The organism is Pseudomonas sp. PLMAX, from assembly GCF_046042685.1.
Taxonomy (GTDB): Bacteria; Pseudomonadota; Gammaproteobacteria; order Pseudomonadales; family Pseudomonadaceae; genus Aquipseudomonas; species Aquipseudomonas putida_AE.
This window is the reverse complement of the sequence record NZ_CP064949.1, coordinates 5,303,426-5,328,537: the sequence shown is the minus strand read 5'-3', so window position 1 is coordinate 5,328,537 and position 25,112 is coordinate 5,303,426. Positions and strand designations below refer to the sequence as shown.

Below are 25,112 nucleotides of genomic sequence, written 5' to 3'. Positions count from 1 at the left end.
CTTTCCCCTCGATCAGTGTTTATGGCAATTTGCAGGCCCTTGTCGAGACCCGCACCCATGGCCAACCCCTACCGCGATCTGTTCGATGCACCTGGCAGCGGCGCCTTCGTGCTGGCCGGAATGATCGCGCGCATGCCGATTTCCATGACCGGTATCGGCCTGATCACCATGCTCTCGCAGTTGCAGGGTGGTTACGGTTTGGCGGGTGCCGTGGCGGCGACGTTCGCGCTGGCGACAGCGTTTTGTGCACCGCAGGTGTCGCGGCTGGTGGACCGTTTTGGTCAGCGCCGGATCTTGCCGGTGTCAGCGCTGATCGGGGGCGGGGCGCTGTTGATGGTGCTGCTCTGCACCCGTTTGCAGGCACCACAGTGGACGTTGTTTGTGTTCGCCGCGATCGCCGGCTGTATGCCGAGCATGTCAGCGATGGTTCGGGCGCGCTGGACCGAGCTCTATCGCGGCCAGCCGCAACTGCAAACCGCCTACGCCCTGGAGTCGGTGCTGGACGAAGTCTGCTTCATCGTCGGGCCACCGTTGTCGGTGGGGTTATGCGTGGTGGCATTCCCCGAGGCGGGGCCGTTGGCGGCATTGCTGATGCTGGCGATCGGGGTCACGGCGTTCGTGTTGCAACGCAGCACCGAGCCGCCGGTGCATGCCCATGAAGAACATCACGCTGCATCGATCATCCGCTCCCTGGACATCCAGTTGCTGATGCTGTTGATGGTCGCCATGGGCACCATCGTCGGTGTGGTGGATGTGGTCAGCGTGGCCTTCGCCCAGCAACAGGGCCAGCCAGCCGCAGCGAGCATCGTGTTGTCGGTGTATGCGATCGGTTCGTGCCTGGCGGGGTTGGCGTTCGGCGCGTTGCGCTCGAAAGTGCCGCTGCCGCGCTTGTTTCTCTATGGTGGAGTGGCGACGGCGGTGACGACCTTGCCGCTGCTGCTGGCGGTGAACATTCTCGGGTTGTCCCTGGCGGTGTTTGTTGCCGGGCTGTTTTTTGCACCGACGTTGATTGTCGCCATGGCCCTGGTGGAACAGATCGTGCCGCCGGCCAAACTCACTGAAGGCCTGACCTGGTTGGTCACCGGGCTGAGCATTGGCGTGGCGATCGGCGCGGCGGGGTCGGGGTGGCTGGTGGATGCGTTCGGGGCGCGGAGCGGGTTTTGGCTGGCGATTGCGGCGGGGGGTGTCGTCCTCGGTTCCGCGATCCAAAGCTATCGCCATCTGAAATGATGTTTTAACTGTGGGAGCGGGCTTGCTCGCGAAAGCGGTGGCTCAGCCAACATCACTGTTGAATGACACACCTTATTCGCGAGTAAGCCCGCTCCCACATTTGATCTACGACTAATTCAAGAGCTGCCTCATCCGTTCTCTTTTACAGACAACATTTCGAGGTAAGCCCGGTGACCCCGCTGACATTGCTGTGCCTGCCCTATTCCGGCGCGAGTGCCATGGTCTATAGCCGCTGGCAGCGCAAGCTGCCGGAGTGGATCAAGCTGCAACCGGTGGAACTGCCGGGGCGGGGTGCCCGTTTCGGCGAGCCATTGCATACCGACATGCGTCGTCTGGCGCTGCAGCTCGCACAGGAACAAAAAACCACGCTCAAGGCGCCGTATGCCCTGTTCGGCCACAGCCTGGGTGCGCTGCTCGCTTGCGAAATGGCCCACGCCTTGCGCTCGCTTGGCTGCCCGGAACCGGTGGCGCTCTTTGCCTCGGGCACGGCGGCGCCAACCCTGCGCGAGGACTACGACCGCGGATTTGCCGAACCCAAATCCGATGCCGAGTTGATCGAGCAGTTGCGCAGCCTCAACGGCACCAGTGAAGAAGTCCTGGCCAACGAAGAGTTGATGAGCCTGACGTTGCCAATCCTGCGCGCCGACTTCCAGTTGTGCGGGCGCTTCGAGCCGATGCAGCGACCGCTGCTCAAATGCCCGGTGCACGTGCTCGGCGGCAAGGCGGACCGGGCAACGACCGAACAACTGATGGGCTGGCGCAAGGAAACCCACGGCAGCTTTTCCGTGGACATGTTGGCGGGTGGGCATTTTTTCATTCATGAGCATGAGGCCAAGGTGCTCAAGGTGATCAAGGATCAGCTTGAAGTACATCATCGTCGGCACGCCATGGCCGCTGTGGGTTAACCCAATCGCAAACATTACCGAATCATGTGGGAGCGAGCTTGCTCGCGATGACGGAGTGTCAGTCGACATCAATGGTGTCTGATACACCTCTATCGCGAGCAAGCCCGCTCCCACAATGTTTTGCCATCCTGATACTTATTCTCATTCGCTAATTTTTCCCGTCTGCATTCGTTTTATAGGGACGACGCGCCTTTGTGCTTCCTGCCTACTGATCCGGATGCTGAGAAATGAATGCTGAAGACTCCTTGAAACTTGCTCGCCGGTTTATCGGGTTGCCCTTGGAAAAGCGCCAGCTGTTCCTTGCGGCCTTGCACAAGGAGGGCGTGGATTTCGCCCGGTTTCCGATTCCGGCCGGGGCCCTTGCCGAGGATCGCCAGGCGCTGTCGTACGCCCAGCGACGCATGTGGTTTCTCTGGCGGCTTGATCCGCAAAGCGGCGCCTACAATTTGCCGGGTGCGGTGCGCCTGACTGGTCGTCTGAACCTGGCGGCGCTGGAACAGGCATTCGCCAGCCTGGTGGCGCGTCACGAAACCTTGCGCACGGTGTTTGCGCCGCAGCCCGACGACAGCCTGCTGCAAGTGCCGGCCACCGCGTCGCTGGTGATCGATCATGTGGACTTCAGCGCCTTGCCGGCTAGCGAGCGTGAGCAGGCCGTGGCCGAGTCCGCCGAGCTGAAATCGGTGCTGCCGTTCGATCTGGGCGTCGGTCCGTTGCTGCGCGTCACCTTGCTCAAGCTGGCCGAACAGGAACACGTCCTGCTGCTGACCCTGCACCACATCGTGTCCGACGGCTGGTCGATGAACGTGCTGATCGACGAGTTCGTCCGCTGCTACGACGCCTTCGATGCCGGCACGTTACCGCAACTGGCGCCCTTGCCAATCCAGTACAGCGACTACGCCCTGTGGCAACGGCGCTGGCTGGAGGCCGGCGAGCAGGCGCGCCAACTCGACTACTGGCAAGCGCAACTGGGCGACGAGCATCCGGTGCTGGAACTGCCCCTCGATCACCCACGCCCGGCGATGCCGAGCTACCGCGGCACCCGCTACGAATTCGCCGTCGACGGGCAGCTGGCCGAGCAACTGCGGGCCACCGCGCAGAAGCACAACATCACCCTGTTCATGCTGCTGCTCGGCGCCTTCAACGTGCTGCTGCATCGCTATACCGGACAGACCGACTTGCGCGTCGGCGTGCCGATCGCCAACCGCAACCGCGCCGAAATCGAAGGGCTGATCGGCTTCTTCGTCAACACCCAGGTGCTGCGCACGCAACTGGACGGGCAGACCCGGGTCGACGAACTGCTGCGGCGCATCAAGGAAACCGCGCTGGGCGCCCAGGCTCACCAGGACCTGCCGTTCGAGCGCCTCGTCGAAGCCTTGAAACTGGAACGCAGCCTCAGCCACACCCCGCTGTTCCAGGTGATGTACAACCATCAGTCGCAGGTCGCGGATATCTCCACGGTCACCACGGCGTCCGGCCTGGCGCTGGGCATGATCGAGTGGCAAGGGCGCACCACGCAGTTCGACCTCACGCTGGACACCTATGAAAAGGGCGGCAAGCTCCACGCGGCACTGACCTACGCCAACGACCTGTTCGACGCCGCGACCATCGCGCGCATGGCGCAGCACTGGACACGGTTGCTGCAAGGCATGGTCAGTGATTCGCAGCAGCGCATCAGCGATTTGCCGTTGCTGGAGCAGGCCGAGTATCAGCGCATCGTCCACGACTGGAACCGCGCTGATGACAGCGCCCCGCAGGACCTGAGCATTCATCAGCTGATCAGCCAGCAAGTGGCTGCAAGCCCTGATGCATTGGCCGTGACCTTCGCGGACAAGCAACTGACCTACAACGAACTCGACCAGCAAGCCAATCGCCTGGCCCACAAACTGATTGAGCTCGGCGTCGGCCCGGAAGTGCGGGTCGGTGTGGCCATGCAGCGTTCCGAGCAACTGTTGGTGGCCTTGCTGGCGGTCCTCAAGGCTGGCGGCGCCTACGTACCGTTGGACCCGGATTACCCGGCCGAGCGCGTCGCCTACATGCTCGAGGACAGTCGCGCGCTCGTGCTGATCACACAGCAGGCCGTCGCCGAATCGTTGAGTGTGAGCGCAGACACTCAAGTCCTGCTGATGGACGAGATCCAGTCGCTAGCCGCCTACCCGCAAAGCGCCCCGGTCACCCGCGTCACCCCGGACAACCTGGCCTACGTGATCTACACCTCCGGCTCCACCGGCAAGCCCAAGGGCGTGGCGATTGCCCATCGTAACGTGATGGCGCTGATCGACTGGTCCGGATCGGTGTACAGCCGCGAGGACATCCGGGGTGTACTGGCGTCGACTTCGGTGTGCTTCGACCTGTCGGTGTGGGAGCTGTTCGTCACCCTGGCCAACGGTGGCTCGCTGATCATCGCCCGCAACGCCCTGGAGTTGCCGCAACTGCCGGCGCGGGATCAGGTACGCCTGATCAACACCGTACCATCGGCGATCAACGCACTGCAGCGCGACGGGCAGATCCCGTCGAGCGTGCGCATCATCAACCTGGCCGGTGAGCCGCTCAAGCAGAGCCTGGTGGAGGCTCTGTACCAGCACCCGACGGTCGAGCATGTCTACGATCTGTATGGCCCGTCGGAAGACACCACCTATTCCACCTGGACCCGCCGCGAAGCCGGTGGCCACGCCAATATCGGCCGCCCGCTCAAGCACACCGCCAGCTATCTGCTCGATGCCGAACTGCAACCGGTGCCCCAAGGCGTGTGCGCCGAGTTGTACCTGAGCGGCGCGGGCATCACCCGTGGTTACCTCGCACGGCCGGGCCTGACCGCTGAAAAATATGTACCCAATCCGTTTTCCAGCACTGGCGATCGCCTGTATCGCACCGGCGACCTGACCCGCTATCAGGCCGACGGCACCCTGCAATACGTCGGCCGTATCGATCATCAGGTCAAGGTCCGTGGCTTCCGTATCGAGCTGGGGGAAATCGAAGCGCGGCTGTTGCAGCAGGAGGCGGTGCGCGAACTGGCGGTGCTGGCCCAGGACGGCGCCAGCGGTCAGCAACTGGTGGCCTACATCGTGCCGAACGATTCGGCGTTGCTGGACGACCTCGACGCGCAAGCGACCCTGCGTGAATCCCTGAAAGCAGCGCTGCGCCAGCACCTGCCGGACTTCATGGTCCCGGCGTTCCTGTTGTTCCTCGGACAACTGCCGCTGACCCCCAACGGCAAGCTCGACCGCAAGGCCTTGCCAGCGGTGGATGGCAGCCAGCAGCAACGCGAACACGTCGCGCCACGCAGCGAGCTGGAGAAATCCCTCGCCGCAATCTGGCAGGACGTGCTGGCCATCGACAACGTCGGCCTGGAAGACAATTTCTTCGAACTGGGCGGCGACTCCATCGTCTCGATGCAAGTGGTCAGCCGCGCGCGCCAGGCCGGCATCGTGCTCAGCCCCAAGGACCTGTTCCAGCACCAGACCATCCGTAGCCTCGCCCAGGCGGCACGCAGTGGCGAGCAATCGCAGATCGACCAAGGCCCTGCGGTTGGCGCAGTGGCGTTGGCGCCAGTGCAACAATGGTTCTTCGAACAAAACATCCCCGAGCGTCAGCACTGGAACCAGTCGCTGTTGCTGGTGCCGCGCGAGCCGTTGAACGTCGCAGCGCTGGATCGCGCCCTGGAACAATTGCTGACCCAACACGACAGCCTGCGCCTGCGTTATGCACAGGCAGAAAACGCTTGGCAGCAAACCTACGCCGCCCCAACCACTGAATCGGTGCTGTGGCAGCGTCAGGCGCAATCGGTCGAGCAGCTCAACGCTTTGTGCGACGAAGCCCAGCGCAGTCTCGACTTGCACAATGGCCCGTTGCTGCGCGCACTGTGGGTGGCGATGGCCGACGGCTCTGAACGTTTGCTGCTGGTGATCCACCACCTGGCGGTGGACGGCGTGTCCTGGCGCGTACTGCTGGAAGATCTGCAGCACTTCTACAACGGCGGCAGCGCGCCGGCCAAAACCAGCACCTATCAGCGTTGGGTCGCGCGCTTGCAGGCGCATTTATCAGCCTTCGAGCACGGCCTCGGCCACTGGCAGGCCCAACTGCAACACGCGCCAAAAGACCTGCCGTGCGAGCGCCCGAACGGCGCGCTGGAAAACCGTTTCGAACACAAACTCGAACTCAAGCTCGACACCGAGCGAACCCGCAAGCTACTGCAACAGGCCCCGGCGGCCTACCGTACCCAGGTCAACGACCTGTTGCTGACCGCCCTGGCCCGCACCGTTTGCCGCTGGAGCGGGCAGGGCAGCACGCTGATCCAGCTCGAAGGCCATGGTCGCGAAGACCTGTTCGACGACATCGACCTGACCCGCAGCGTCGGCTGGTTCACCAGCCTGTTCCCGGTCAACCTGACACCCGCCCTTGAGCTCGGCGCATCGATCAAATCCATCAAGGAGCAACTGCGCAAAGTCCCGGACAAAGGCCTGGGCTACGGCGCGATGCGCTACCTCGGCACACCTGAAGTCCGCGCCGAACTGGCGGCGCTGGCGCAACCGCGCATCACCTTCAACTACCTGGGACAGTTCGACCGTCAGTTCGATGAGGGGGCGTTGTTCATCCCGTCCACCGAAGGCAACGGCGTGGCCCAGGACCCGGCGGCAACCCTGGGCAATTGGCTGGTGGTCGAAGGTCAGGTCTACGGTGGCGAGCTGTCCCTGAGCTGGGGCTTCAGCCGCGAGATGTTCGACACCGCGACCATCCAGGGTCTGGCGGACGACTACGCGCTGGAGCTCAACGCGTTGATCGATCACTGCTGCTCGCTGCCAGCACCCCAGGCCACTCCGTCAGACTTCCCGTTGGCGCGGGTCGATCAGGCGCAGCTCGATGTTTTACCGATCAACGTCGCGGCGCTCGAGGACCTGTACCCGCTGTCGCCAATGCAGCAGGGCATGCTCTTTCACACCCTGTACGAGCCGCAAGTCGGCGCCTACATCAGTCAGCTGCGCCTGGACATCGGTGGCCTGGACTGCGAGCGCTTCACCCGCTCCTGGCAGGCCGCGGTCGAGCGTCACGACATCTTGCGCAGCAGCTTCCACTGGCAAGGCCTGGACGTAGCGCATCAGGCGATTGCCCGTCAGGTCGCATTGCCACTGCAAGTGCTGGAAGCGACCGATACCGACGCCCTGGCCGATGCCGAACGCGCGCAAGGTTTCGAGCTGGGCACGGCACCGCTGTTGCGCTTGAAGCTGGTGCGTACCGGCACTGACGCCTGGCACCTGATCTACACCAGCCATCACATCCTGATGGACGGCTGGAGCAACGCGCAGTTGCTCGCCGAAGTCATCCAGCACTATGCCGCCGGGCATGCGCTGCCGGCACCGACTGGGCAGTACCGCGATTACCTGGGCTGGTTGCAGCAGCAATCGACGGTCGCTGGCGAACAATTCTGGAAAGCCGCACTGGCACCGCTTGAAGCGCCAACGCTGCTGGCCGAAGCCTTGCGTCCTCCCGTCGGGGGCGCAGGCAGCGAGGAATGTCGCGTGACCATCGACCCACGCGCGACCCAGCGTCTGGCCGAGTTCGCCCGGCAGCAGAAAGTCACCCTCAACACCGTGCTGCAAGCGGCGTGGAGTCTGTTGTTGCAGCGCTACACCGGCCAGGACTGCGTGGTGTTCGGCGCCACCGTGGCCGGCCGTTCGGCGCCGCTGCCGGGCATCGAAGAACAGCTCGGGCTGTTCATCAACACCCTGCCGCTGGTGTGCGCGATGAAGCCGGACCAGACCGTCAGCCAGTGGCTCGGCGAGTTGCAAGGCCTGAACCTGGCGATGCGCGAGTTCGAGCATGTGCCGCTGTATGACATTCAGGGCTGGGCGGGGCAGCAGGGCTCGGCATTGTTCGACAGTTTGCTGGTGTTCGAAAACTTCCCCGTTGCCCAGGCGCTGAAGCAGGGCGCACCGGCGGGGTTGTCGTTCGGCAATTTGCATAACCACGAGCGCACCCATTATCCACTGACGCTTGGCGTCGAGTTGGGCGAAGCCCTGAGCCTGGATTTCAGCTACGACGCTGCGCGCTTCAGTGCCGCTCAAGTCGCTCAACTGTCGGCCAATTTGCAGCATCTGCTGACGCAATTGGTGGCTTCACCAGACGCGGCGCTGGGTGCGCTGGAACTGCTCGATGCCGAAGGCAAGAACGCGGTACTCGCCATCAGCCAACCGGCCTCGGTTGAGTTATCCACAGTGCTTCTGGTCCATGAACGCATCGCCGCTCAAGCCGCCGCGACTCCGGATGCGCTGGCATTGCAGGTCGACGGCCGGAGCCTGAGCTACGGCGAACTCAATGCCCAGGCCAACCGCCTGGCCCATCGCCTGATCGAAAACGGAGCCGGCCCCGGCAAGCGTGTCGGCCTGGCGCTGCGTCGCGGCCCGCAGTTGATCGTCAGCCTGCTGGCGGTGCTGAAAAGCGGCGCGGCCTATGTGCCACTGGACCCGAAATACCCGGCTGAACGCCTGGCCTACATGGTCGACGACAGCCGCCTCGATGTGCTGTTGAGCGAGTCCGGCTTACTGGAAGACCTGCCGTTGCCGACGGGGCGGGTACGCCTGCGCCTCGACGACAGCGCCGGTTATCCACAAGGCAATCCGCAGAACCACGCCGTCGCCGCAGACCTGGCCTACATCATCTACACCTCCGGCTCCACCGGCCAACCCAAAGGCGTGGCCATCGCCCACGACGCTTTACGCGAGTTCTGCCAAACCGCCGCCGATTATTCGAGGTTGACGAAAGAAGATCGCGTACTGCAATTCGCCACCTTCAGCTTCGACGGCTTCGTCGAGCAATGCTTCCCGACCCTGTGCGTCGGCGCGGCACTGATCATGCGTGGCGATGACCTGTGGGACGCCGGTCGACTGGCTGCACAGATCGTCGAGCAAGGTGTGACCGTGGCCGACTTGCCCGCCGCCTACTGGTTCCTGCTGGCCGGTGAATGTGCCAGCGGTGCGGTGCGTAACTTTGGCGCTCTGCGTCAGGTGCACGTCGGCGGCGAGGCCATGTCGGTAGAAGGACTGCGCCTGTGGCATCAGGCTGGTCTGGGTCACGTGCGCCTGCTCAACACCTACGGGCCGACCGAAGCGACGGTGGTGTCCAGCGTGCATGAGTGCCGCCTGGAGGATGCCAGCGATGCGTTCGGCATCCCGATCGGTCGTGCCATCGCCGGTCGTGCGCTCTATGTGCTGGATGCAGCCGGCCAGTTGCTGCCCGCCGACGGTGTCGGCGAGTTGTGCATCGGCGCGCCGGCCTGCCTGGCGCAAAGTTATTTCGACCGTCCGGCGCTGACTGCCGAACGTTTCCTCCCGGACCCCTTCGCCCGCGAGCCGGGCGCGCGCCTGTACCGAAGCGGCGACCTGGCGCGCTACAACGCCAGCGGTGATCTGGAATACGTCGGGCGTATCGACCATCAGGTGAAAATTCGCGGTTTCCGCATCGAGATGGGTGAGATCGAAGCCTGTCTGCAAGCCCGGGACGAGGTACGCGAAGCGGCGGTCATCGCCCAGGATGGCACGCAACTGGTGGCGTACATCGTTGCCAGCGGCGCGGTGGTTTCCGAGGCCGACTATCTGGAAGGGCTCAGGTCCGTCATGCGCCAGTCGCTGCCGGAGTACATGGTGCCCAGCCATCTGATCCTGCTGGCGAAATTGCCGCTCAACAACAACGGCAAACTCGACCGCAAGGCCTTGCCGCGTGCTGAAGCTGGCGCTGCACAACGTGCCTTCATTGCCCCGGCCGAAGGCCTGGAAACGCAACTGGCGCAGGTCTGGCAGGACGTGTTGCAGGTCGAACAGATAGGTCGCGACGACAACTTCTTCGAGTTGGGCGGCCATTCGTTGCTTGTGCTGCAAGTGATCTCGCGGGTACGTCAGCAACTTAGCATTGAACTGTCGGTGAGCAGCCTGTTCTCCGCCACGAATCTGGCGGAATTTGCCGAGCGTGCAATGCTTGCCGAAACCAGCGCTCAGCCGACCTTGCAACGTGCAGCCGATGATCAGGCGCCGATTCTGTCCTACGCCCAACAGCGCCAGTGGATTCTCTGGCAACTGGACCCACAGAGCAGCGCCTACAACATTCCCGCCGCGCTGCGCCTCAAGGGACCACTGAATCGCCAGGCCCTGCGCGAAGCCTTCCTGCAATTGCAGGCCCGGCACCAGACCTTGCGCACCACCTTCGAACAGGACGGTCAGCAGGCGCGTCCATTGCTGCACACGGAACTGGCGTTGCACTTCAGCGAACGGCAGCTCGATGAGTCGTCGGTCGACGCCGCCGTTGCCGAAGAAATCGCCCGGCCGTTCGATCTGCGCAACGGTCCGTTGTGGCGCGCATTGCTGCTGCAGGTCGGCGGCGAGGAGCATGTGCTGGTGCTCACCGTGCACCACATCGCCGCCGATGGCTGGTCGATGCAGGTCATGGTCGATGAGTTCAGCGCGTTGTATCAGGCGGCTGTCGAAGGCAGTGCAGCCAACCTCGCGAGCCTGCCGGTGAACTACAGCGACTACGCTCGTTGGCAGCGCGACTGGCTGGAAGCCGGCGAGGGCGCGCGGCAACTGGCGTGGTGGCGCGAACAACTGGCGGGCAGCCAGGCGCCGCTGGAATTGCCGAGTGAACTGACCCGTCCGGCTCGCCGCAGCGAACGCGGCGCCAGCCTGACACTGAACGTTGATCGTGAATTGCTAGCCGGTTTACGCGAGCGTGCGCAGCAACAGCAAGTGACGCTGTTCATGCTGTTGCTGGCCAGTTTCCAGACCTTGCTGCACCGCCAGAGCGGGCAGTCGGGCATTAGCGTCGGCGTACCGAGCGCCGGCCGTTCTCGCCTGGAAACCGAAGGCCTGATCGGCTTCTTCATCAATACCCAGGTGCTGCGTGCCGAGATCGATGGACAGCAACCGTTCAGTGCGTTGCTGCAACAGGTCAAGCAGGTCGCGCTGGACGCCCAGGCGCATCAGGACCTGCCGTTCGAGCAACTGGTGGATGCCCTGCAACCGGATCGCAGCCTCAATCACAGCCCCTTGTTCCAGGTGCTCTACAACCACCAGCAGCAAATGGGCGCGAGCGTCGAGCGCGAGGTCGCCGGCCTGCAGGTGGAGCGTTTGCACTGGCAGCAACACACCGCGCAGTTCGACCTGGTGCTCGATACCCAGGAGCAGGGCGACACGCTGGCCGCCAGCCTCAGCTACGCCACCGACCTGTACGACGAGGCCTCGACGCAGCGCTTCGCCGAGCAGTGGCTGAACCTGTTGCGCGCGGTGGTTGCCGATCCGCAGCAGCGCGTCGCTGAACTGCCGTTGCTGCAAGCGCCGCAACAGCAGGCGTTGATCCAGCACTGGAACCCGGCGTTCGAGGCGCAAGCGCCATCGCCAACTCTGCATCAGCTGTTCGAAGCCCAGGCCGCGCAACGCCCGGACGCCATCGCACTGTCCTGTGAAGGCGAGCAGCTGAGCTACGCGGCGCTCAATGCCCAGGCCAACCGCCTGGCGCGCAAACTGCGTGAGCAGGGTGTCGGCCCCGAAGTGCGGGTGGGTATCGCCACCGAGCGGGCGGTGCCGCTGGTGGTCGGTTTGCTGGCGATTCTCAAGGCCGGTGGCGCCTACGTGCCGCTCGATCCGCAATACCCGGCCGAGCGCCTGAGCTACATGATCGATGACAGTGGCATCGCGTTGCTGTTGACCCAGGCTCACCTGATCGATGGCTTGCCGGCCCGCGACGGCGTGCAGGTCCTGGACCTGGCGGCGTTGCAACTGGACGCCTACAGCGACGACAACCTGGCGCCGTTGGCGACCCCGGACAACCTCGCCTACGTGATCTACACCTCCGGCTCCACCGGCCGGCCAAAGGGCGCCTTGCTCAGCCATGGCAACGTCGGGCGCCTGCTCACGGCCACCGCGGCCGAGTTCAACTTCGGCGCAGACGATGTCTGGACCCTGTTCCACTCCTATGCCTTCGATTTCTCGGTGTGGGAGCTGTTTGGCTCGCTGTGCACCGGCGGGCGCCTGGTGATCGTGCCGTATTACATCAGCCGCGAGCCCCAGGAGTTCCACCGCCTGCTTTGCGATGAAGGGGTGACGGTGTTGAACCAGACCCCGACGGCCTTCCGCCAGTTGCTGCCGATCGCCTGCGCCAGCCCGCGCCAACTGGCGTTGCGCCAGGTGATTTTCGGTGGCGAAGCCCTGGAAGTGGCCAGCCTGCGTCCCTGGTTCGAACGCTTTGGCGACCAGCAACCGACCCTGGTCAACATGTACGGCATCACCGAAACCACGGTGCACGTGACCTACCGCGCGATCCGCCTGGCCGACCTCGACGGCAAGGCCCAGAGCCCGATCGGCCTGCCGATCCGCGACCTGCGCTGGTACCTGCTCGACAGCCAGTTGCAACCGGTGCCGGTGGGCGTGGCGGGGGAGTTGTACATCGCCGGCGCCGGCCTCGCACGGGGTTACCACGGGCGTTTCGGCCTGACCGCCGAGCGTTTTGTGCCCAGCCCGTTCGATGCCGCGCAACGCCTGTATCGCAGCGGCGACCTGGCGCGCCAGCGCGCCGACGGCAGCATCGACTACCTGGGGCGCATCGACCAACAGGTGAAGATCCGCGGGTTCCGCATCGAACTGGGCGAGATCGAAGCCGCCCTGCTGGCGCAACCGGGCGTGCGCCAGGCGGTGCTGAGCGTGCATGCCGGCGACAGCGGGCTACAGCTGTGCGCCTACGTCGTCGCCGAGCAAACCCCGCACGATCCGATCAGCTGGCGCGACAACCTGCGCGCCGCGCTCAAGGTCGACCTGCCGGACTACATGGTGCCCAGCCACTGGCTATTGCTCGATGCCTTGCCGCTGACCAGCAACGGCAAGCTCGATCGCAAGGCCTTGCCGCTGCCGGATGCCGAGGACTGGCAACGACCGTTCGAAGCCCCAGAGGGCGAGCTCGAACAGCAACTGGCGGCGATCTGGGCCGAGGTGCTGGGCGTGGCGCAGATCGGCCGGCGCGACAACTTCTTTGAATTGGGCGGGCATTCGCTGCTCGCCGCCCAGGCCAGTGCCCGTGTGGAACTGGAACTGGGCATCGAGCTGCCGCTGCGCGCGCTGTTCGAAAGCAACGACCTTCAGGCTTATGCCGCCATGGCCGGGCAACAAGCCCCGACTGACAACGATGCCCGTCTGGATGCGCTTGAGTCGCTGCTGGACGAGATGGAGATCAACTGATGGAGCACAGCACCGCCTCGCGTATCGCCACCCGCTTCGCTGGCCTGCCTGCCGACAAGCGCCGCGAGTTTCTGAGCAAAATGCAGGAGCAGGGCGTGAGCTTCGGCCAACTGCCGATCCCGCCTGCCGCCGGGCCACAAGCGACCTTCGAACTGTCCTATGCGCAGCAGCGCCAGTGGTTCCTCTGGCAGCTCGACCCACAGAGCAGTGCCTACAACATTCCCGCGGCCCTGCGTCTCCAAGGCCCGCTGAATGTCGCGGCGTTGCAGCAGAGTTTCGATGTTTTGCTGGAGCGGCATCAGAGCCTGCGCAGCCGATTTGTCGAGGACGACGGCCAAGTGCTGCAGACCTTGGCCACGTTCACCACGCTCCCCATCGAGCAGCACGACCTGAGCGGCGGGCCTGAGGCGCAGCGCCTCGAATTGGCGATGCAAAAAGTCGAGCAGGAAATCGCCCGACCGTTCGATCTGCAACACGGCCCGCTGTTGCGCGTCAGCCTGTTGCAGCTGGATTTTAATGACCACGTGCTGGTGCTGACCCTGCATCACATTGTCACCGATGGCTGGTCGATGGGCGTGTTGGTGGAAGAGTTTTCCCAGTTGTATGCCGCCCATTGCCAGGGCCGCAGCGCACAGCTGCAAGCGCTGCCGATCGAGTATTCGGACTACGCTGCGTGGCAGCGACGCTGGATGGAAGCCGGCGAGCTTGAACGCCAACTCGATTGGTGGCGTGGCAAGCTCGGCAGCGAACAGCCTCTGCTGGAATTGCCGACCGATCGCCCGCGTCCTGCGCAACCGAGCCAGCGCGGTGCGCGTCTGGATTTCGCCCTGGACGCCACGCTCTCATCCGGCCTGATGGCCCTGGCCAAACAGCGCGGCGTCACGCCTTTCATGCTGCTGCTGGCCAGTTTCCAGGCCTTGCTCTATCGCTACAGCGGTCAGGCCGACCTGCGCATCGGCGTGCCGATCGGCAACCGCAATCGCGCCGAGACCCGTGGCCTGATCGGCTTCTTCGTCAACACCCAGGTGATGCGCGCCGAACTCGACGGGCGCCTGCCGTTCACCCAGTTGCTCGACCAGACCCGCGCCTTTGCCCTGGATGCACAGGATTACCAGGACCTGCCGTTCGAGCGCCTGGTGCAGGCGCTGCAAGGCGAGCGCAGCCTGAGCCACAGCCCGCTGTTCCAGGTGATGTTCAACCACCAGCAGGCCAAGCCCGCCGCCGTCAGCGGCTTGCTGGCCGGCCTGCGTGTGGAGGCGTTGAACGCCACGGCGCACACCACGCAATTCGATCTGCAACTGGACACCCAGGAACAGGGCGACCAACTGTTCGCCAGCCTGACCTACGCCACCGACCTGTTCGATGCCGAGCGCATCGAGCACCTGGCCCGGCATTGGCGCAACCTGCTGGCCGGGGTGCTGGCCAACCCGCAAACGCCGCTGGCTGAATTGCCGTTGCTGGAGGCCGACGAGCGCCTGCGCATGCTCGACGACCTCAACGACACCGCTCAGGTCTATCCGGGCGAAGTCTGTGTACAACGGCATTTCGAAGCACGGGTGCTGGAAAATCCTCAGGCGACGGCGCTGGTGTTCCAGGGCCAGTCCCTGAGCTATGCCGAGTTGAACCTGCGCGCCAACCGCCTGGCCCACCACTTGCGCGCCCAGGGTGTCGACCCGGAAGTGATCGTCGGCATCGCCTGCGACCGTTCGCTGGAAATGGTCGTCGGCCTGCTGGCGATCCTCAAGGCCGGCGGTGCCTACGTGCCACTGGATCCGGAATACCCGCTCGATCGCTTGAGCTACATGATCGAAGACAGCGGCATAACACTGCTGCTGACCCAGGAACCCCTGCTGGCGCAACTGCCGACCCCGGACACCGTGCGCACCCTGTGCCTGCACGCCGATGCCGACTGGTTGAGCGACTTGCCAGGCAGCGATCTGCCGAACCTGGCGGTGGCGGAAAACCTCGCCTACATGATCTACACCTCCGGTTCCACCGGCAAACCCAAGGGCGCCGGCAACCGCCACGTGGCGCTGCATAACCGTATCGAGTGGATGCAGGCCGCCTATGACTTGCGGCCCACGGACCGCGTGCTGCAGAAAACCCCGTTCAGTTTCGACGTGTCGGTGTGGGAGTTTTTCTGGCCGCTGATGAAAGGCGCCATCCTGGTGATCGCCGCCCCGGGTGAGCATCGCGATCCGCAACGCCTCGCCGCGCTGATCGTCGAGCAGGCGATCACCACGCTGCACTTCGTGCCGTCGATGCTCTCGGCGTTCATTGCTGCCGACGAAGCCTTGGCCTGCACCTCCCTGACCCGCATCATCTGCAGCGGCGAAGCGCTGCCGATGGAGCTGCAACGCCAGACCCTGCGCAGCCTGCCGCAGGCCAACCTGTACAACCTGTATGGCCCGACCGAAGCGGCCATCGACGTGACCCACTGGACCTGTGTGGAAGAGGGCCGCGATAGCGTGCCGATCGGCCGACCGATCGCCAACCTGCGCACCTTTATCCTCGACAGTGAACTACAACCCTTGCCGCTGGGCGCGGTGGGTGAGTTGTACCTCGGTGGCGTCGGCCTGGCCCGGGGTTATCACCGCCGTGGTGCGCTGACCGCCGAGCGTTTCGTGGTCGACCCGTTCGGCAGCGGCGAGCGCCTGTACCGCACCGGTGACCTGGCGCGCTACCGCGCCGATGGCGCCATCGACTACTGCGGGCGGATCGACCACCAGGTGAAGATTCGCGGCCTGCGCATCGAACTGGGGGAGATCGAAGCGCGCCTGCAAGAACACGCCGACGTGCAGGAAGCCGTGGTGCTGGCCCTGGACGGCCCGAGCGGCAAGCAACTGGTGGCCTACATCGTGCCGCAGGATCGTGCGTTGCTAGACGCCGATGCGGCGCAGCAGGGCTCCTGGCGGGAAACCCTGAAAAGCCATCTGCTCGGCAGCCTGCCGGACTACATGGTGCCGGCGCAGACCGTGCTGATCGAACAGATGCCACTGAGCCCCAACGGCAAACTCGAGCGCAAGCGCCTGCCGGCACCGACCGCGCAGGTCAGCCAGCGTGCATTCGAAGCGCCACGCAGTGAACACGAGCGCGTGCTGGCGCAGATCTGGCAGGACGTGCTGGGTGTGGAGCCGGTCGGGCGCCAGGACAATTTCTTCGAACTGGGCGGTGACTCGATCATTTCGATCCAGGTGGTCAGCCGCGCCCGACGTGCCGGCCTGAGCCTGCAACCGCGCGACCTGTTCCAGCAGCAGACCCTGCAAGCCCTGGCCGCAGTGGTGAAAGAGCAGGCCGCCCCGGTGGCGCAACAAGGTCCGGTAGACGGCGTGCAAACCCTCACGCCGATCCAGCGCTGGTTCTTCGAAGAACCGATCCCGCAACGTGCCCACTGGAACCAGGCGGTGTTGCTGACGCCGCGCGAAACCCTCGAACTGCCGCGTCTGCAAGCTGCCCTGCAACGGCTGCTCAAGCAGCACGATGCCCTGCGTTTGCGTTTCAGCTTGGTCGACGGCCAATGGTCGGCGCGCTATGTCGGTGCCGACAGTGCCGATGTCATCGACATGCTCTGGACCGCCCGCGTCGCCAGCGATGCGTCGCTCGAATCGGTGTGCGACGAAGCCCAGCGCAGCCTCAGCCTGCAAGACGGGCCGCTGCTGCGCGTGGCGCTGATCGCCCAGGCTGACGGCTCGCAACGCTTGTTGTTGGTCATCCACCACTTGGCGGTGGACGGTGTTTCGTGGCGGGTGTTGCTGGAAGATTTGCAGGCCGCGTATCAAGGTGAGGAACTGCCGCCGAAGACCAGCGCCTTCCAGGCTTGGGCAGAAAAACTCGGTACCTACGCACGCTGCGAAACCGCCACCGACGAACTGAACTGGTGGCAGGCTCAACTGACTGGCGCCAGCGATTCGCTGCCAGCGGCCAACGCGCAAGCAAGCCAGGCCGGGCATCTGCGCCAGGGCGTGAGCATCGGTCTGGACCGCGAACAAACCCGTCAGCTGTTGCAACAGGCTCCGGCGATCTACCGCACCCAGGTCAACGACCTGCTGCTCACCGCGCTGACTCGCACCCTCAGCCGCTGGACCGGTCACGAATCAGCGTTGATCCAGCTCGAAGGCCATGGCCGCGAAGAGCTGTTCGACGACATCGACCTGACCCGCACCGTCGGCTGGTTCTCCAGCCTGTTCCCGGTGCGCCTGACGCCGACGGCCGACCTCGGCGGCTCGATCAAGGCGATCAAGCAGCAACTGCGGGACATCCCCGGCAAAGGCCTGGGCTATGGCTTGCTGCGCTACATGGGCGATGCTTCGGCGCAAGCGACCTTGGCCGCATTGCCGCAAGCACGGGTGACCTTCAACTACCTCGGCCAGTTCGACCAGAGCTTTGCCGAGGACGCGCTGTTCACGCCTTCAAGTGAGTCCAGCGGAGCTGCGCAATCGGCGGACGCACCCTTGCCGAACTGGCTGTCGGTGGACGGTCAGGTGTACGGCGGTGAACTGAAACTCGACTGGACCTTCAGCCGCGAATGCTTCGACCGGCGCGAAATCGAGGCCCTGGCGAACGATTTCCGCGCTGAACTGCTGGCGCTGATCGAGCATTGCCTGAGCGAGGGCGCGGGCGGCGTGACCCCGGCGGACTTCCCGCTGGCCCGCCTGACCCAGGCGCAACTCGATGGCCTGCCAGTGCCACCGGCGCAGATCGAAGATATGTATCCGCTGTCGCCGATGCAGGCCGGTTTGTTGTTCCACAGCCTGTACGAGTCGGATTCCGGCGCCTACGTGAACCCGCTCAGCGTCGAGGCTCGCGGTCTCGATGCCGAACGCCTGGGCCGCGCCTGGCAAGCGGTGCTCGACAGCCACGCGATCCTGCGCAGCAGCTTCCACTTCCCCGAAGGTTTCGAGGCGCCGGTGCAACTGGTGCATCGTCATCTGCATTTGCCGCTGACCTGCCTCGACTGGCGCGGCCGCGATGATCAGGCCGAGGCGCTGGCGCAACTGATCGCCAGCGAACGCCTGCAACTGGATTCGACCCGGGCGCCACTGATGCGCCTGACCCTGGTGCGCCTGGACGACGAGCGTCAGCAACTGATCTACACCCACCATCACCTGTTGCTCGACGGCTGGAGTAACTCGCTGCTGCTGAGCGAAGTCCTGCAGCGTTATGCGGGGCAGGAGGTTCAGGCGCCGACCGGGCGTTTCGCCGACTACATCGGTTGGCTGCAACGTCAGGATGCGCAAGCTGACGAACTGTTCTGGCGCGAGCAACTGGCATCCCTCGACAACCCGACGTTGTTGGCCCAGAGCCTGGCCAATGTCGCCAGCAAGGCGGACGCAGGCTTTGCCGACCACCGCCAGACCTTCGACGTCGCCACCAGCAAGCGCTTCAGCGACTTCGCCCGCCAGCAAAAAGTGACCCTCAACACCCTGGTGCAAGGCGCCTGGGCACTGCTGTTGCAACGCTACAGCGGCCAACGCAGCGTGGCGTTCGGCGCCACCGTGGCCGGTCGCCCGGTGGATTTGCCTGGGGCCGAAAGCCAGCTCGGCCTGTTCATCAACACTTTGCCGGTGATCAGCAGCCCGGATGCCCTCGAAAGCGTCGGGCAATGGCTGACGCGCTTGCAGGCGCAAAACCTGGAACTGCGCGAGCATGAATTCACAGCGCTGGGCGACATTCAGCGTTGGGCCGGGCGTGCCGGCGAGCCGCTGTTCGACAGCCTGCTGGTGTTCGAAAACTTCCCGGTGGCCGAAGCCTTGCAACAAGGCGCACCGGCCGGGTTGAGCTTCTCGATTCCGCAGAACCATGAGCGCACCAACTTCCCGCTGACCCTGGCGGCCACCGCTGAGAGCCAGCTCAGCCTGAATTGGAGCTACCAGTGCAGTCATTTCAGCAGCACTGCCATTGCGCGCATGAGCGAACATCTGGCCGCGCTGTTGGAAGCGATGGTCGCTGCGCCTCAGGCCGCCTTGAGCGAGCTGGACCTGCTGACTTTGCCGGAGCGCACCCAGCAATTGCTGGAATGGAACCCACCGTTCACCATGCAGGAAAACCCACTGTGCGTGCATCAACTGATCGAGGCCCAGGCCGTTATCCGGCCTGACGCCACGGCGTTGATCTTCAACGAACTGGAGCTGAGCTTCGACCAGCTCAATCGCCGCGCCAACCGCCTGGCCCACCATCTGCGCGGGCGCGGCATCGGCCCGGAAGTGCGGGTCGGCCTGGCCATGCAACGTTCGCCAGAGATGATCATCGGCCTGCTGGCGATCCTCAAGGCCGGCGGCGCCTACGTGCCGCTGGACCCGGCCTACCCGGCGGAGCGCCTGCGCTACCTGATGGACGACAGCGGCATTTCCCTGCTGATCAGCCAATCCTGGCTGCGGGAAAAACTGCCATTGCCCGAAGGCCTGGCGGTGCTGGAAATCGACCGCGAGCCGCTGGAATTCATGGCGGACAGCAACCCGGTCAACCTGACCTGCGGCGAAAACCTCGCCTACCTGATCTACACCTCGGGCTCCACCGGCCGGCCGAAAGGCGTCAGCGTGGCCCACGGTCCTTTGGCCATGCATTGCCTGTCGATCGGCGAGTTGTATGGCATGACCCCGGACGACCGCGAACTGCAATTCGCTTCGATCAGTTTCGACGGCGCTCACGAGCGCTGGCTGACGCCACTGGTGTTCGGTTCGGCGGTGATGCCCCGCGACGACGAGTTGTGGAGCGTGGAGCGCACCTGCGCCGAGATCGAAAAACACGGCATCACCATCGCCTGCTTCACCCCGAGTTACCTGGCGCAGATCGCCGATTACATGGGCGAAGCCGGGCGCGATCTGCCGATCCGTTCCTACACCCCGTGCGGTGAGGGGATGGCCAAGCATGCGTTCGACGAGGTGCAGCAAGTCCTGCAACCCAAGCGTCTGATCAATGGCTATGGCCCGACCGAAACGGTGATCACGCCGCTGATCTGGCTGGCCTATCCGGATACCGAGTTCGACTCGGCGTTCATGCCGATCGGCCGGCCGGTGGGCAACCGCAGCGCCTACATTCTCGACGGCGGCTTGCAGCCGTTACCGGTCGGCGTGGCGGGCGAGTTGTACCTGGGCGGCGAGGGCGTTGCCCGGGGTTATCACCAACGTCCTGACCTCACCGCCGAGCGTTTCGTACCGGACCCGTTCGTGCCAGGGGCGCGCCTGTACCGCAGTGGCGACCTGGCGCGGTTCCGTGCCGATGGCGTGGTCGAATACCTCGGCCGTATCGACCAGCAAGTGAAGATTCGCGGCTTCCGTATCGAGCTGGGCGAAATCGAAGCCTGCCTGATGGAGCACGAAGGCGTGCGTGAAGCCTTCGTCATCGACCGCGAAGGTCCGGTGAGCCGTCAACTGGTCGGCTACGTGGTGCCGCGCGATCCGCTGGCCAACGAGCAGGACCTGCATGAAGCACTGACCGCACACCTGCGCAGCCGTCTGCCGGCGCACATGTTGCCGGCGCACTTGATGTGCCTGGCGGCATTGCCGCTGACGCCGAACGGCAAGCTCGATCGTCAGGGCCTGCCGGCACCGGAGGCATCACGTCAGAGCCTCGACCAGGTGGCCGCCGCGTCGCCGGCGGAAGCACTGCTGGTGGAGATCTGGCAGGAACTGCTGGGCCTGGACTCGGTGGGCGTCACCGAAAACTTCTTTGAACTGGGCGGTGACTCGATCATCTCGCTGCAGGCGGTGAGCCGTGCCGGGCAGCGTGGACTGGTGTTCAGTCCCAAGCAGTTGTTCGAGCAGCAGACCATTCGTGCACTGGCCGCAGTGGCGAGCCGTGATGAAGCGGCGTTGGTCGAAGCGCCGGCAGTCGAGGCGTTTGCCTTGGTGCCGCACATCGATCTCGCCGCCCGTGAAGGCTTGCAAGACCTGTATCCGCTGTCGCCGATGCAACAGGGCATGCTGTTCCATTGCCTCGAATCGCCGCAGCTCAACCCCTACGTCAACCAGTTGAGCGTGGCGGTTGACGGCTTGCAGGTGCCGCGATTCCGCGCAGCCTGGCAAGCCTTGATCGAGCGCCATGAAGTATTGCGCGCCGCTTTCCGCTGGCGCGATGGCTTGGCCGATCCGCTGCAGGCGGTGTTTGCCAGCGTCGAGTTGCCCATCGAAGAACTCGACTGGCGCGAACGTAGCGGCACCGAGCAGGCGCTGAGTGAACTGGCGGCCGCCGAGCAGGCCAAGGGTTTCGATTTGAGTTGCCCGCCGCTGATGCGCTTTGTGCTGGTGCGCCTGGGTGAAGATCGCTACCAAATGATCTGGATCTACCATCACCTGCTGCTGGACGGCTGGAGCGCTTCGCGCCTGCTGGGCGAAATGCTGCGCCTGTACCACCACACCAGCCTGCCGGCGCTGACCGGACGTTACGCCGACTACATCGCCTGGCTGCAACGCCAGGACGAGGCACAGGCCGAAGGCTTCTGGCGTGAACGCCTGGCGTCGCTCGAGGCGCCGACCATCCTGGCCACGGCATCGGGTGCCACAGGCTCCGGCCACGGCGTGATGTACAGCGACCTCGATGCCCAGGCGACACGCAAGCTGCACAGCTTCGCCAAGCGTCAGCGCGTCACCCTCAACACTTTGGTGCAAGGCGCGTGGCTGTTGTTGCTGCAACGCCACAGCGGCCAACGCAGCGTGGCGTTCGGCGCCACGGTGGCGGGGCGGCCGACGGGGCTGGCCGGTGCCCAGGACATGCTCGGCCTGTTCATCAATACCTTGCCGGTGATCCAGACCCTCGACCCGCAACAGCCGCTGGGCGAGTGGCTGCGTGACCTGCAGGATTACAACCTGGCCGTGCGCGACTACGAACACACGCCCTTGTCCGACGTCCAGCGCTGGGCCGGGCAGGGTGGCCAGGGTCTGTTCGACAGCATCATCGTGTTCGAAAACCATCCGGTGGACCGTGCCTTGCGTGGTGGCGAGGAAGGCGAGCTGCGCTTTGCCGAAGTCGGCAGCGGCGGCGTCACTAACTTCCCGATGGACCTGATGGTCAGTGCCAACGATGAAGGTCTGGAAGTCGAATACCTGTACCTGCGCGATCGCTTCAGTGAACAGGAGGTGGAGCGGATTCGTGCGCAGATGGAAGGTTTGCTGCGCGCTCTGCCAGAGGATGCGGACTGCCTGCTGGGCAACATCGGCCTGCCGCAAGCGCGCCTGAGTTTGCCGCAAACCTCCAGCGATAACGCCGATCTGCTGCACAGTTTTAATCAGCATGTGCTTACTCAACCGCAGAAAATCGCCTTATTCTGTGAGGATCGCAATGTCAGCTACGCCAATCTTGAAACCCAAGCCAATGCGCTGGCGCAGCAATTGATCGGTCGTGGCGTTGGCCCGGAAAGCATGGTCGCGGTGGCCTTGCCCCGCTCGGAACGCACGATCGTCGCGTTCCTGGCCGTGCTCAAGGCCGGTGCGGCGTATCTGCCACTGGACCTGTCTTACCCGGTTGAGCGCCTGGCCTACATGCTCAGCGATTCGGCCGCCAGCCTGTTGCTGTGCGACAGCGACCTGGGTGATCGCCTGGCCCTGGCTGACAGCCCGCCACGCCTGTTGCTCGATCAACTGAGCGTTGCGGGCAGCCCCCAGTGCCCGGTTGTCGAACCACTGCCGGGACACCTGGCGTACCTGATCTACACCTCCGGCTCCACCGGCCAGCCCAAGGGCGTCGCGGTGGAACGTGGACCGATTGCCCGACATTGCCGCGGCATCATCGACCTCTACGAACTGGCGCCGCGCAGCCGTGAACTGCACTTCATGTCGTTCGCCTTCGACGGTGCCCAGGAACGCTGGCTGAGTGTGCTGTTGGCCGGCGGCAGCCTGGTGATTCGCGAAGACAACCTGTGGACCCCGGAATACACCCTGGAGGTGCTGCATCGCCACAGCGTCAGCGTCGCCTGCTTCCCGCCGGCGTACCTGCAACAGATGGCCGAAGTAGCCGAGCGCCTGGGCAATCCGCCGGCGGTCGAGGTGTACTGCTTTGGCGGTGATGCGGTGCCGGATGCCAGCTTCGAACAGGTCAAGCGCACCTTGCGCCCGCAGCGCCTGGTCAACGGCTACGGCCCGACCGAAACCGTGGTTACACCACTGCTGTGGCGTGCCGAAGCCAGCGAAACCTGCGAGGCGGCCTATGCGCCGATTGGCCGTGGCGTGGCGGGCCGTGGCCTGTACATCCTCGACGCCGACCTCAATCCGTTGCCGGTGGGTGTCAGCGGTGAGTTGTACCTGGGCGGCGAATGCCTGGCGCGGGGTTATCACCAGCGGCCGGGCATGAGCGCCGAGCGTTTCATTCCCGATCCGTTCGAGGCCGGTGGCCGCATGTACCGCACCGGCGACCTGGTGCGCCAGCGCGAATGCGGCTTGATCGACTACCTCGGCCGGCTCGACCAGCAAGTGAAGATCCGTGGTTTCCGTATCGAGCTGGGCGAGATCGAAGCCCGCCTGCGTGACTGCGCCGCTGTGCAGGATGCCGCCGTGGTGGTGCACGACACGCCGACCGGCAAACAGTTGGTCGGTTACGTGGTGGCCGCTGCTGCCACCGGACTGGATCGACGCTTGAAGGCCGATCTGCAAGCGCAGATGCCTGACTACATGGTGCCGGCACGGATCCTGGTGCTGGAGCGCTTCCCGCTGTCGGCCAACGGCAAGCTCGACCGTCGCGCACTGCCTGTGCCGGAGTGGGCGCTGGGCGGCTACCGCGCGCCGCGCAACGCGCTGGAAAGCGCACTGGCGACGATCTGGCAAGAGGTGCTGGGGGTGCCGCAAGTGGGCATCGATGACAACTTCTTTGAACTCGGCGGCGACTCATTGCAGGTGCTCAAGGTCATCTCGCGGGTGCGCAGCCAGCCGCAACTGGGCTTCGAATTGAAACTGCGCGACCTGATGCAGAAACCCTGCATCGCCGAACTCAGCGGCTATCAGGTGGCGGAACCAGCACAAGCGCCGGACCCACTGTTGGCGCTGAATGGCCGGGTCACTAACTTGCCGGCGCTGTTCTGCCTGCACGCCGGTTTCGGCACGGTATTCGACTACGAGCCGCTGGCCCGTCGACTCGAAGGCCGGCGCACGGTGTACGGCCTGCAATGCCGCATGCTGCTCGACCCGCAGTGGCAGGACGAGTCGCTGCTGGCCATGGCCCAGGCCTATGCCCAGCGAATCCGCACACAACAGCCGCAAGGGCCGTACTACTTGCTCGGCTGGTCTCTGGGTGGCGCATTGACGCAACTGGTCGCCCATGAACTGGAACGCCAGGGGCAGACGGTGGCCTTCGCCGGGCTGGTCGACAGTTATGTAGCGGGTACGGCGGAAGCGGGGGACTGGCGCGAAGACCTGGCGGACTTCCTTAAGTTTGTCCTCGGTCAACCGTCTGTAGAAGCACAGGCCTTGATTGCCTCGAAAACCACAGGCCTGAACGAACGCGAAGGCGCCACCGCAGTGATCGAAGCAGCCATGCACGGCGCCAATGGCCACGCGGCGTTGGGTGCCAGTGAACTGACGCAGATCTTCGCTACCGGTTCGTCGCTCAAACAGCTTGCGCTGTCGCAGCGACAACTACCGAAAATTCAGGTCTCGGCCCATCGCTGGTGGGTAGCCGGACGCGAGGACGAACGCCAGGTGTTCGAAGCCCAGGTCGGCAATCACGGCATTGATCGCTTGTTGGCCGGCGACCACTACGAGCTGCTACGCAGCGACGAATTGCTCGACGACCTCGAACACCTACTGGAGCGCACCCCAACCACCGCCTGACAACACCGCCC

At 64.5% G+C, this 25,112-nt stretch carries 4 protein-coding genes; all 4 read left to right on the top strand.

Annotated elements, in window-relative coordinates; all coding sequences use genetic code 11:
* The first annotated feature begins 57 nt into the window (after positions 1–57).
* The 4 genes from DKB71_RS24145 to DKB71_RS24130 all read left to right on the top strand — a co-directional run bounded on the left by DKB71_RS24145 (position 58) and on the right by DKB71_RS24130 (position 25,101).
* A complete protein-coding gene (locus DKB71_RS24145) occupies positions 58–1,230 on the top strand; it encodes an MFS transporter (protein WP_408597886.1) in 1,173 nt (390 codons plus the stop codon).
* A gap of 170 nt (positions 1,231–1,400) precedes the next feature.
* Positions 1,401–2,135 carry a thioesterase II family protein gene (locus DKB71_RS24140; RefSeq protein WP_408597884.1) on the top strand — a complete coding sequence of 245 codons (735 nt, stop codon included), beginning with the start codon at positions 1,401–1,403 and terminating at the stop codon, positions 2,133–2,135.
* A gap of 227 nt (positions 2,136–2,362) precedes the next feature.
* Positions 2,363–13,345: an amino acid adenylation domain-containing protein gene (locus DKB71_RS24135; protein WP_408597882.1), complete on the top strand. Its 10,983-nt coding sequence runs from the start codon at positions 2,363–2,365 to the stop codon at positions 13,343–13,345.
* On the top strand, positions 13,345–25,101 hold the full coding sequence (locus DKB71_RS24130; protein ID WP_408597880.1) for a non-ribosomal peptide synthase/polyketide synthase: 11,757 nt from the start codon (positions 13,345–13,347) through the stop codon (positions 25,099–25,101). Before DKB71_RS24135 ends, DKB71_RS24130 begins: the two co-directional genes overlap by 1 nt.
* Positions 25,102–25,112 lie beyond the last annotated feature (11 nt).